The 11,402-nt window shown below is 64.4% G+C and carries 8 protein-coding genes and 3 pseudogenes; 8 read left to right on the top strand and 3 right to left on the bottom strand.

What is annotated here, in order from left to right:
• The 6 genes from BFE01S_RS29215 to BFE01S_RS40615 all read left to right on the top strand — a co-directional run.
• Positions 1-1,108 (top strand): AMP-binding protein (locus BFE01S_RS29215; RefSeq protein ID WP_028228553.1); only part of this gene is annotated, 1,108 nt, incomplete at its 5' end.
• A gap of 23 nt (positions 1,109-1,131) precedes the next feature.
• A complete protein-coding gene (locus BFE01S_RS40620) occupies positions 1,132-3,681 on the top strand; it encodes a penicillin acylase family protein (RefSeq protein WP_456088838.1) in 2,550 nt (849 codons plus the stop codon).
• On the top strand, positions 3,671-4,627 hold the full coding sequence (locus BFE01S_RS29205; protein ID WP_169742678.1) for an ABC transporter substrate-binding protein: 957 nt from the start codon (positions 3,671-3,673) through the stop codon (positions 4,625-4,627). Before BFE01S_RS40620 ends, BFE01S_RS29205 begins: the two co-directional genes overlap by 11 nt.
• Positions 4,628-4,632: 5 nt before the next feature.
• Positions 4,633-6,639 (top strand): Fe(3+)-hydroxamate ABC transporter permease FhuB, encoded by a 2,007-nt coding sequence (fhuB, locus tag BFE01S_RS29200; protein WP_028228551.1) that lies wholly within the window; start codon positions 4,633-4,635, stop codon positions 6,637-6,639.
• Between the two features lie 106 nt (positions 6,640-6,745).
• The gene (locus tag BFE01S_RS29195) at positions 6,746-7,582 is read left to right on the top strand and encodes an ABC transporter ATP-binding protein (protein WP_084170222.1); all 837 of its coding nucleotides are present in this window, start codon (positions 6,746-6,748) and stop codon (positions 7,580-7,582) included.
• Positions 7,583-7,640: 58 nt separating this feature from the next.
• On the top strand, positions 7,641-9,377 hold the full coding sequence (locus tag BFE01S_RS40615; protein WP_042338947.1) for a cyclic peptide export ABC transporter: 1,737 nt from the start codon (positions 7,641-7,643) through the stop codon (positions 9,375-9,377).
• Here BFE01S_RS40615 and BFE01S_RS40610 read toward each other — a convergent pair.
• Positions 9,346-9,777, bottom strand: a pseudogene (locus BFE01S_RS40610) (O-methyltransferase); the annotation flags it as partial. The gene BFE01S_RS40615 and the pseudogene BFE01S_RS40610 sit on opposite strands and share 32 nt — an antisense overlap.
• On the opposite strand from BFE01S_RS40610, the pseudogene BFE01S_RS46650 reads away from it, so the two are divergent.
• Positions 9,735-10,028: pseudogene (locus BFE01S_RS46650) on the top strand (phage integrase central domain-containing protein); the annotation flags it as partial. The pseudogenes BFE01S_RS40610 and BFE01S_RS46650 sit on opposite strands and share 43 nt — an antisense overlap.
• On the opposite strand, the pseudogene BFE01S_RS46645 reads toward BFE01S_RS46650, so the two are convergent.
• Both BFE01S_RS46645 and BFE01S_RS46300 read right to left on the bottom strand, forming a co-directional pair.
• Positions 9,959-10,254: pseudogene (locus BFE01S_RS46645) on the bottom strand (hypothetical protein); the annotation flags it as partial. The pseudogenes BFE01S_RS46650 and BFE01S_RS46645 overlap by 70 nt on opposite strands.
• Positions 10,255-10,297: 43 nt before the next feature.
• Entirely contained in the window at positions 10,298-10,714 is a 417-nt protein-coding gene (locus tag BFE01S_RS46300) for an IclR family transcriptional regulator domain-containing protein (protein WP_084170220.1), read from the bottom strand.
• Positions 10,715-10,867: 153 nt separating this feature from the next.
• Between BFE01S_RS46300 and BFE01S_RS29175 the strand changes: the two genes are divergently transcribed.
• Entirely contained in the window at positions 10,868-11,371 is a 504-nt protein-coding gene (locus BFE01S_RS29175) for a hypothetical protein (RefSeq protein ID WP_042338930.1), read from the top strand.
• Positions 11,372-11,402: the final 31 nt, after the last annotated feature.

Raw genomic sequence — 11,402 nt, 5'->3', positions numbered from 1 at the left:
GACGACACTGCACTTCGTGCCGTCGATGCTTCAGGCGTTCGTTGCCCACGAGGAAGCAAAAAACTGCACGACGCTGAAACGGATCGTCTGCAGTGGCGAAGCCCTGCCCGCAGATCTGGCAAACCGCACGCTGGAGCAGCTACCGAACGTGGGCCTGTACAACCTGTACGGCCCGACGGAAGCCGCAATCGACGTAACGCACTGGACATGCCGCACGGGCGATGAGGTGGTGCCGATTGGCCGTCCAATCGGCAACGTGAGCACACACGTGCTGGACGCACAGATGAGCCTTGTGCCGCAGGGCGTAGCAGGCGAACTGTACCTGGGAGGCGCGGGCCTCGCCCGAGGCTACCTGAACCGTGCCGCACTAAGCGCAGAGCGTCTCGTGCCGGACCCGTTCGATGCGAGCGGCGGACGGCTCTACCGCACGGGCGATTTAGCACGATGGACGAACGAAGGCGCCCTGGAGTATCTGGGCCGCATCGACCATCAGGTGAAGATACGGGGCCTGCGCATCGAACTGGGAGAGATCGAGGCGCAACTGGTGGCGCAGGCTGGCGTAAGAGAAGCGGTCGTAACGGCACAGGAAGGCCCGGGCGGCACGCGCCTGATTGCGTATGTGACGGCGCACGCGGATCACGCTATAGAACAGGCGGCACTGCGCGAGGCGCTGTCACGGCAACTACCCGACTACATGGTGCCCTCGACGATCCTGGTGCTGTCCGCACTGCCGCTGAACCCGAACGGCAAGGTAGACCGCAAGGCACTGCCCGCACCGGAATACGCAGCACGCGACTACGAAGCGCCGCAGGGCGAAGCAGAAGCCGCGCTCGCGCAGATCTGGTCCGAAGTGCTGGGCATCGAACAAGTGAGCCGCACCGACTACTTCTTCGAACTCGGCGGCCATTCGCTGACGATCATGCAGGTGCAGCAGCGCGTGCTGACCCGCCTCGGGTTGAGCATTCCGCTCTCGACTTTCTTCGTGGCCGTCACACTCGAACAACTCGCACAAGCCTGCGAATCGAGCCGGGCCGCAAAGGCCGCAGCGCCTTGCGACGAGCTCGACACGATGCGCTCTCTGCTCGATGAACTGGCGGACCAGGTTTAGTGAATAACCAGATGATAGACGTGATGGGTAACATGCCGGGATGGGTGAAAACGCTACGCACTGCAGCGGTGTGTGCGATGGTCGCGGCATCGGTAATCGGCTGCACGACGGGTGGAAAGACCGTGGACAAAGCCGGGATCGAATCGGCAGGACCGATCCACGTCGAGATCCGGCGAACCGCAGGCGGCATACCGCACATCAAGGCCGACGATTGGGCGAGCCTCGGCTACGGATATGGCTACGCGGAGGCAACGGACGATCTCTGCACGATGGCCGACGCCTTCGTCACCTGGCGGGGCGAGCGCTCGCGCTACTTCGGCCCGGACGCGCGCCTGAACGGATTGTCCACGGTGGGGCAGCCGAAGAACCTCGATTCGGACTTCTTCTTCCGTCTGCTCGACAGCGATGCCGTTACCGAACGTTATCGTGCGGCCCAGCCGCCTGAGTTGCGCGCGCTCGCGAAGGGCTTCGCCGCGGGCTACAACCGCTACGTCCGCGAACTGCGCGCGGGCGAGTGGCCCGGGCAGTCCGCCGCCTGCCGCGCTCAGCCGTGGGTGACGGATATTACCGAGAGCGACATCTATCGCCGCCTCTACGCGGCGAACCTCGCGGGCGGTGCTGCGCATTTTGTCGAAGGCATTGCGAATGCGCAGCCGCCTGCCGAAGCCCAATCGCCCATCAGTTTCGATCGTATCGACGATGATTCAGATAGTAATCCTGATGACAGGCAGCATACCGACACGCTAACCGCCACCACCGAACGCATTGCGCAGCGATGGTTCCAGGCCGGCGGCCACGAAGGTCTGGGCAGCAACGCGATCGCATTCGGCGGCGACGCTACGGCTTCGAATCAACCGCTTCTATTCGGCAATCCTCACTGGTTCTGGCGCGGCCCCGACCGTTTCTACCAGGCCCAGCTCACCATCCCGGGCAAGCTGAATGTGAGCGGCGCGTCGTTTCTGGGCGTGCCGGTGGTGATGATCGGCTTCAACGATTCGGTCGCGTGGACCCATACCGTTTCCACGGCGCGGCGCTTCGGCATCTTCCAGCTGGCGCTCGTGCCGGGCCAGCCCACGACGTATCTCTACGACGGCAAGCCCGTGCCGATGACCCCGGTCCGCATCGAGGTTCCGGTGCGCGAAACGGATGGCCGCATCGACACGCGCGCCCGTACGCTCTACACCACGCGTTTCGGGCCGCTTGTCAATCTTGCGTCGATGTCGCCTGCCTTGCGGTGGGATGGCGCGCATGCGTTCGCGCTTCGCGACATCAACGCCGAGAACTTCCGGGTGTTCACGAACTTCCTTCAATGGGGCGAGGCACGCTCGCTGGACGACTTTATCCGCGTGCAAACCACGCTGGCCGCGGTGCCGTGGGTCAACACGCTCGCCGTGGCGCGCAACGACCCGAGGGCCTGGTACGCGGATATCGGCGCGGTTCCCAATGTGTCCGACGCGCTGGCCGCGCGGTGCACCACTGCGCTCGGCAAGGCGTTCGACCAGGGTGCGCCCGGCGTGCCGTTCCTCGACGGCTCGCGTTCCTCGTGCGACTGGATCACCGATCCCGGTTCGGCACAGCCAGGCGCAATGCCGGCGTCGGCGATGCCGCATCTGTTGCGAACCGACTACGTGGCGAACATGAACAACAGCTACTGGCTCGCGAACCCGCTCGTGCCGCTCACCGGCTATGCGCGCATCTTTGGCGCCGCGCCGGAAGACATCGGACTGCGGGCGCGCCTCGGCCATCGACTGGCCGGCCAGGTGCTGATGGAGGCGCGCAACGGACACGGCGCGGACACGGCAGAGACGGTGCGGCGACTCGTGCTCGATAGCCGTGTGCTTTCCGCGGCGCTGTTCAAGGACGACTTGCTCGGCAGCGTTTGCGAAAAGGGAAGCGTCGAGGTCGCGCAGGATGCGCTGACACACGAAGCGTTCTCGCCGCCGCGTACCGTCGATGTCGGACCCGCATGCCGCATCCTGCGCGCATGGAACAACACGGGTGATGCCGGTGCGCGTGGCGCGCGTCTCTGGACGCAGTTCTGGGCCCGCGCGGCGCGCATCGAGCCGGCGCAGCGCTATCGCGTGCCGTTCGATCCGGCCGACCCGCTGCATACCCCGCGGCAACTCGACGTAGAGAATCCCGCGGTAGGCGAGGCATTGGGCGCTGCCATACTGGCGATGGACCGGCAGCATGTGCCGCTCGATTCGACGGCGGGCGAAGCGCTGACCGTGCGCGCCAATGGCCATACGGTCAGGCTCTACGGCGGCTGCGGAGAGGAGGGCTACTTTACCGTTGCGTGCGCGTATCCGGAGCCCAACGGCGTTGCGCGCGCAGATGGTGCGAATCTGATCGGCAGTACTTACTTGCAGACGGTGACGTTCGATACGCAGGGCGTCGATGCGCATACGATGCTGGCGACTTCGGAGTCCGACGACCCGAGCCGGGCCGATTCGGGCAGCGGAACGCAGCGCTATGCCGGGAAGAATTGGCTGCGCTTTCCGTTTCGCGAGCCGGAAATTCTGGCCGATCCGGAACTCTCGGTGCAGGTACTGGATGCAGCACATGGCGAATAACGGGGGGCTTGACGGCATGGCAACGCCCAATCGCCAACGCATCGACCTGAAGCGGCGCAGGCTGCTCGTCGCCTCATGCCTTTCGGCAGTGGCCACGGCGGCGCACGCTGCGCTTCCTGGCGCCCGCGCCGCGAGCTATCGCATCGCCACACCCGACCGCGTCGGCACCGAAACGCTGCTCGCGCTTGGCGTCGCGCCGGTCGCCGCCGGTGCGCGTTCGATCTACGCCGCGATGGGCGGAACGCCTGCGCTGCCGGAGGCGGTGGCGGACATCGGCTACTGGTTCGAGCCGAACCTCGAAGTCATGCGCGAGTTGCGCGTCGATCTGATCGTGATCGAGGCGATGAGCCTGAACCTGAAAGACGTGCTCCAGCGCGTGGCGCCGATCTTCGTGATGGAAATTTATTCGGGCGAAGGTCATCCGGACTTTATCGAACGCTCCAGCGCCGAAATGTTCCGGCTCGCGCGCAGCATCGGCCGCGACGACGCCGCGCGGCGCTATCGTGCCCAACTCGACAGCCGGCTGGCCGCGCTTCGCGACGAAATGCGCGGATACGCGCGGCGTCCGGCGTTCATTGCCCAACTCGACCCCTCCGGACAAAGCGTGTTCCTCTACGCAAAGAACTGCGTGACCTGGGACGTGATGCAGCGCGTGGGCTTCGACAACGCATGGACCGGAGCCACCAACACCTACGGCTGCGTGCAGGTCGGCATCGACCAACTCGCGGGGGCGCCGGAAGCAGAGATTTTCTATATCGACTACGGAGCGCAGGCACAGGCGGCACTGGCGCAACTCGCGCAGAGCCGTGTCTGGAACAGCCTGCCGATGGTGCGAGAGCGGCGTGTCTATCCGATCGCGCCATTCGATCCGCTCGGCGCGCTGCCGACGGCGATCCAGTTCGCGGACAGTTTCCGGGCTGCCGTCGTCGCAAGGGGGCGCGGATGAACGGCATGACAACCTCGCTCAGACGCACCGGCGGCCCGAGTCTGCATCCCGCCTTGACGGCCGGTGTGCTCGGCCTGATCGCAGCCGGCATTGGCGCGGTCTGCCTCTCGCGCTACGTGCCGTTCGCGCAGTGGGCAAGTTTGCTGACCGGCGCGCACAGCGACGATTTGCGCCTCTTGATGGCGCAGTACGTCTATTTGCCGCGTTGCGTGGTCAGCCTGCTGGCGGGCGCGATGCTCGGCGTGGCGGGCGTCGTGCTCCAGCAGGTGCTGCGCAATCCTCTGGCGGACCCGACCACGCTCGGCGTTTCGGCCGGCGCCAGTCTTTCGCTTGCCGTCGTGTCGTTGTGGTTTCCGTCGCTGCTCGTGTACGGGCGCGAGGTCGTCACCCTGGCGGGCGGCATGATTGCGCTGGGCGTGGTGATGGCCGTTTCGTGGCGCAGGGCATTTTCGCCGGTCGGCGTTATCCTGGGTGGGCTGCTGGTCACGCTCACCGCAGGCGCTGCCACGTCGGTGCTGATGCTCTTTTTCGGCGAGAGCCTGGTATCGGTCTTCGTGTGGCAGACGGGCAGCCTGTACCAGAGCGGCTGGTCCGTCGCAACGCATCTGGCGCTCGAAGCCGTCGCGGGCCTCGTTGTCGTCGCGCTGATGGTGCGGCCGATGGCCGTGCTCGAACTCGGCGACGAAAGTGCGCGCAGCATCGGCATGCCGCCGGGTTTGATCCGGGCACTCGCGCTCGTGGTGGCGGCCGCGCTGGCGGGTGCGGTCGTGAGCGCGGTGGGCGTGATCGGTTTCGTCGGGCTCGTCGGGCCGTGGGTCGCGCGCTTCAGCGGCGCGCGCACGCTCGCGCAGCGGCTCGTATGGGCGCCCGCGATATCGGGTTGTCTCCTCTGGCTCGCGGATGGCTGCGTGCAGGCGCTAGGCCAACCCGGCGCGGAAGTGCCGACCGGTTCCGTGACGGCCCTGGTCGGTGCCCCGCTGTTGCTGTGGATGATGCGTTATTTGCGGGATCTGCCTTCCGCATCGTCGTCGCGCGACCTGCCGGCCTCGGGTGCGGACCGGCAGCATCGTGCCGCATGGGGCGTCGGCGCCGTACTCGTTCTTTTGGCCTGCACCGTGGTTGCCGCAACGTTCAACCGGGAACTGGCCGGATGGAACTGGGGCACGTGGGACCATGTTGCGTCCATGCTGCCGCTGCGCGCGCCGCGTATTGGCGGCGCGGCGGCAGCGGGCGGCCTGCTGGGCATCGCCGGCGTGCTGATGCAGCGCATGACCGGCAATCCGATGGCGAGCCCGGAAGTGCTCGGCGTATCGTCGGGCGCGTCGCTCGCCATGATCGTGCTGATGTTCGCACTGCCAGGCGCGGCGTCGGGCGTGCAGATGCTGGCGGGCGCGCTGGGCGCGTTGATCGCCACGGCTTCGGTGTTCGCGATGGCGATGCGGCGTACGTATTCGGCGGAGCGCCTGATCCTCACCGGGATCGCGATTACCACGGTGCTCAGCAGTCTGGTCGCGTTGCTGATGGCAAGCGGCGATCCGCGGATGTCGTTTCTTTCCGCGTGGATGTCCGGCTCGACGTACCGGGTGCAGATGCACGCGGCGGCGCTGGCCATGGGCTTGCTGATCGCGGCCGCTGCGCTGCTGCCGTTCCTGGCCAGGCCCTTCGAAATCCTCGCGCTGGGCGAGCCGGCGGCGCGCTCGGTCGGCGTTGCCGTGCGGCGCTACCGGCTCGCGATGCTGGGCCTCTGCGCGCTGACAACCGGTGCGGCCACCGTCATCGTGGGTCCGGTGTCGTTCGTGGGGCTGATGGCCCCGCACATCGCGCGGCTACTCGGGTTCCGGCATGCAGCCATGCAGGCGCTGATGGCCGCCTGTATCGGCGCGGTCTTGCTGGTGATGGCGGACTGGCTCGGCCGCAACGCGCTGTTCCCGAACCAGGTGCCGGCGGGGCTGCTCGTGATGTTCGTCGGCGGCCCGTATTTCCTGATGCTGATGTGGAAGCAGAACCGATGAAAAAAGATCCGTTTGCATGCTGGTCGCGCTGGTCGTGCCGGTCGCGCTGTGCCGGCAGTCATGTCGTTCGTTATGCCAACGATGTTGGCACAACCGGGGAGCGCGCATGAAGTCTCAGGCGAATGTCATTCCCCTGCTGCCGGAGGCGCAGGATGCCCCATCCGGGGCTGCATCGCTGTTCGAGTTGCGGCACGTCGGCTTTTCGGTGCCGGGGAGGAGGCTGGTTGACGACGTGTCGCTGTCGCTCTATGCGCGTCGGGTCACGGGTCTGATCGGCCACAACGGATCGGGCAAGTCGACGCTGATCAAGCTCCTGGCAAGGCAACTCCACGCGACGCACGGAACGCTTGCGTTCGGCGGTCGGCCGCTCGCAGGCTGGCCGACCCGGGAGTTCGCGCGCAAGCTCGCGTATCTGCCGCAGACGCCGCCGTCCGCAGCCGGTTTGCTGGTGCGGGAACTGGTCGCGTTCGGCCGGTATCCCTGGCGCGGCGCACTCGGCCGCTTCGGTCCGGATGACTGGCGCAAAATAGACGATGCGATGGCATCGACCGATGTGATCCAGTTCGCCGATCAGCAGGTCGAGACGCTTTCCGGCGGCGAAAGACAGCGCGTCTGGCTCGCGATGCTGATTGCACAGGACGCCGAATGTTTGCTGCTCGACGAGCCCATTTCGGCGCTGGATGTGTCGCATCAGGTGGAGGTGCTGTCGCTCGTGCGCAAACTCGCCATCGAGCGCGGGCTGGGCGTCGTGGTCGTGCTTCACGATGTCAATATGGCCGCGCGCTACTGCGACGAACTGGTGGCGCTGCGCGGCGGCAAGCTGGTTGCACAGGGCTCGCCGGCGCAGATCGTTACGCCCGCCAGGCTCAAGGAGATCTATGGCGTCTCGATGGGCGTGATTGCGCACCCCGATACCGGCGAGCCGTTGAGCTTCGTCCGCTAGGCGTGTGCAGCGCAAGGTCGAAACCGGCATGGATACGCGAATCAACGAGGAAAACCAGATGAAACAGGACCCGGCACAGCCGTCCTCCACGGGATCGAGAGAGATCTTCCGCCTGCTACGCCCATTCTGGCCGACGATGCTGTTCGCAACGGTGCTCGGCATTGTCGGCGGCCTGTGCACGGCGTGGCTGCTTGCAACGATCAACGAGGGGCTGCATGCAACGGGCGGCGTAACCACGGGCATGGTCGTCAAGTTCCTCGCACTGTGCGCGGTCACGCTGTCGTGCAATGCAGCCGCGGGCATCGGCAACAGCGTGATCGGGCAGAGAATCATTGCCGTGCTGCGCAAGGACATTTCGGCGAGAATCGTGTGCGCGCCGATAGCGGCGATCGAGCGCTACCGCATCCATCGTCTGATCTCGACCTTGAACAGCGACGTCGAAACGGTCAGCGCGTTCACGTACAGCTTCCCGACCTATGCGGTGGCGCTGGCCGTTACGACGGGATGCGTGGCGTACCTGTTGTTCCTCTCGCCGCTGCTGTTCGTGATCGCAGCGGTTGCGATCGTCGTCGGCGTGCTGATCAACCAGTACGCGATGATGCAGTGGGGCCGCTATTACAAGGGTGTGCGGGGCGCGCAGGACGAGTTGCAGAAGCAGTATCGCGCCATTACCGAGGGCGCTAAGGAGTTGCGCGTCAATCAGGACCGCCGCCTTCGCGTGTATGGCACGCTGCTTTCGAGTGCCGCCGATCAGATCGCGGATCTGAAGATACGCGCCATGCGCTTGTTCTATGGGTCCAGCGCGCTGGGGATGACGCTGTTCTTCCTCGCAATCGGTGCGATCCTGCTGCTTCAGACTCGCCTCGGCGTGCAGGGGAGCGTTGTGAGCGGTTTCGTGATCGTGCTGCTATACGTGCGCGGGCCTGTCGAAACGCTCGCTGGCGCGCTGCCCGCCGTGAGCCAGGCGCGTATTTCGTTTCAGCGCATTGCGGAGCTCTCGTCGCAGTTCACGAACCGCGAGACGCGCCTGCTCGACGCCGCAAGCGCGGCAAGCTCGTTGCCGGAACTGCACAGCATCGAATTGCGCGGCGCGACGTGGACGTTTCCCTCGATAGGCGAGCAACTGCCGTTCGAGCTTGGCCCCGTCGATCTGAAGATCGAGCGCGGAGAGACGCTGTTCGTGATCGGGGAGAACGGCAGCGGAAAAACGACGCTCATCAAGCTGCTGCTCGGACTTTATCCCGCCGATCAGGGTGCGCTCTGCCTGAACGGTCAGCCGGTGACGCCCGGGCAGATGGACGGCTACCGGCAGATTTTCTCGGCCGTGTTCTCCGACTACCACCTGTTCGACGACCTCGTGGTCCGCGACCCCGCGCTGCTCGCGCGTGCCGAGGCGTACCTGAAGCAGCTTGAAATTGCCCACAAGGTGCAGATCAAGGACGGGGCGTTTTCGACCGTCGATCTTTCGACTGGCCAACGCAAGCGCCTCGCGCTGATACACGCGATGCTCGAACAGCGTCCCGTGATGATGTTCGACGAATGGGCGGCCGATCAGGACCCTACCTTCCGGCGTGTCTTCTACACCGAGTTTCTGCCGGAGTTGAAGCGGCAGGGCAAGACGCTGATCGTCGTATCGCACGACGACCGCTATTTCGACGTTGCCGACAAGGTGGTGCGCCTCGAGAACGGCAAGATCATCCAGACGGCTGCCGGTGCCGCGTTCAACTACGAGGATCGCTCGTTGTACAAGGCAAGGGAAGCGCTCACCCTTGGGGACGGTCCGTCACGAGGGTGAATTCGTTACCCCGGCCTTCACTGATTGGAATGGACTGCGAAAGATATCCATTGGCCGGATTACGAACATAGTCCAGGTAAGCGTTGCCGCAATCGAATGCATTCTCCGCGAGGATCAATGCGCCATTGCGCAGACGCGGTTCGAGCAGATTCAACACGGGCAGGTACAGACTGAACGCTCCGTCGAGCAGGACCAGATCGATCTCGCCGGGTACGTTGACGAGGGTTTCGCGCGCATCGCCCACGCGGATTTCAACGAGATCCGCGAGGCCGGCGGCTTCGAGATGGGTTACGGCGCGCGCCGCTTTGGCGGGTTCCAGCTCGGTGCCGATCAGATGGCCGCCTCCCGTGTCGCGCAATGCGGCTGCCAGATAGAGGGTGGAGAGGCCCATCGCGATACCGCAAGATGGTTCTGGAAGGCATCGACCCGATCGAGGCACGGCGTGCGGAGTGCACAGATCAGCGGGCAATAGCTGCGCGCGGCAGGACATTCGATGAGTGTGCCAGAGCGTTCATCAGGGCCAACCGTGCGGGGTGGAAAAGCAGCAAGCACGCCGGGCAATGGGAGAGCACGCTGGCCGACTACGCGTTACCGGTCATCGGGTCGCTGTCCGCACGCGATATTGACACGACGCTCGTCGTGAGTGTGCTTGGCCGATCTGGCTGTCGAAGCGATACACGATGCTGCCGGCGCGTTCTTCGCGTCGTGCGGCGTTCGGCCGGCACCGACGCCAGCACGGGGTCATCGGCATTCGCCGCGGATTCATCATCGAAATACCCCCGCGTGCGGGCTTCACCGTACGGACGACGACGCGATTTTGCGTCTCCGCGCCGCTGCTGACACGTGCAAAGCCCCGAAAACCCGTCTCCGCAACGTTCATTGAGACTAAGGCCCGATTGGCGTAGTGCCCGAGCCTTCGTTCAGCCTGCCCGATGCGGGAGAGTCGGACCCTCGATTAACTCTACAAGAGATCGCGCGCCACTCTTGAGAATCTTCACATGGTATTCGCGGTCATCGACAAACACCATTCGCGTTGGAAATGCATTGCCTATCGCGGCAACGATCTGACCTGAATGGGTAACCACCGGAACTGCGAGCGTGCCCATGCCGGGCACCCGTTCGCCGTCCGATACGGCGTAGCCTCGTCGAAACATCTGGTCAAGCTCGTCGCGCAACTTCACAGGGTCGGTGATCGTTCGGCTCGTGATCCTCTCCAGCCCGGGGGAAGGGCTCCACGCGGCGTGACGCCCGACGCGCAACCCCTTACGCGACTTCGTGAGTGGGGGGGCAACTGAATATTTCTTCCGATTACTCAATGGTGTACGCGCAAAAAGCATCCCACTGACGCATTAGTCAAATGGGGTAATCCCGACGTTTACCGAGGGTGAGGCTCGTTATACGATGCGTTAGGCTAAATTAAATACAAAGACGCATGCAAACGTCGCAGCCGAAGCGTTTCGCTTTTTACAATGCTTTCAAGGAGAGGCAGGATGACAGATGTTCAAGGGAGTGTCTCGTCGGCGGATAGAGCCACACAGATTAACAAGTGGCTGGACAGTATTCCGGGACGCGTCGCCACTGCAATTCTCGGGTTCTGTTTCGTGGCGCAGATCGCATACGGCCTGCATACGGATCCGCGCTGGCACTGGCACGCAGGTACCGGCAAGTTGCCCGGTGACATCGTTCAGGAGTTCATGAACGAAGCCTACACGCAAGGAAAGGGCGTCGAGGCATACAAGACGTACTTCTCGGAAAAGGCCGTCGATAACGCACCGAATACGATCGACCATCAGGACGGCGCACCGATTCCCGACGAAGTCAGGAAGATCGTCGTCGAAGGCATGGACGTAGCGGTCTATCACACTGTCGGTGCGACCCGAGGCCAACCTGCACAAGACGTCGTGGATCTGTACGAGATCAGCGGTTCTGGATGGATCATCCGGCACGATCGCATTGCGCAACCGGCAGCGGTGCAACGACCGGCGGCGAACTAAGCAACGAAAGAGCGAAAACACACTATGCATA

The organism is Paraburkholderia ferrariae NBRC 106233 (assembly GCF_000685035.1).
Lineage (GTDB): Bacteria > Pseudomonadota > Gammaproteobacteria > Burkholderiales > Burkholderiaceae > Paraburkholderia > Paraburkholderia ferrariae.
This window is presented reverse-complemented; position numbering and strand designations above follow the sequence as displayed.

Bases quoted from the DNA above. Each gene is read 5' to 3' on its own strand.
- BFE01S_RS46300 (WP_084170220.1), bottom strand. From the start codon at position 10,714: ATGCTTTTTGCGCGTACACCATTGAGTAATCGGAAGAAATATTCAGTT.
- BFE01S_RS29195 (WP_084170222.1), top strand. From the start codon at position 6,746: ATGAAGTCTCAGGCGAATGTCATTCCCCTGCTGCCGGAGGCGCAGGAT.
- fhuB (WP_028228551.1), top strand. From the start codon at position 4,633: ATGACAACCTCGCTCAGACGCACCGGCGGCCCGAGTCTGCATCCCGCC.
- BFE01S_RS40615 (WP_042338947.1), top strand. From the start codon at position 7,641: ATGAAACAGGACCCGGCACAGCCGTCCTCCACGGGATCGAGAGAGATC.
- BFE01S_RS29175 (WP_042338930.1), top strand. From the start codon at position 10,868: ATGACAGATGTTCAAGGGAGTGTCTCGTCGGCGGATAGAGCCACACAG.
- BFE01S_RS40620 (WP_456088838.1), top strand. From the start codon at position 1,132: ATGGGTAACATGCCGGGATGGGTGAAAACGCTACGCACTGCAGCGGTG.
- BFE01S_RS29205 (WP_169742678.1), top strand. From the start codon at position 3,671: ATGGCGAATAACGGGGGGCTTGACGGCATGGCAACGCCCAATCGCCAA.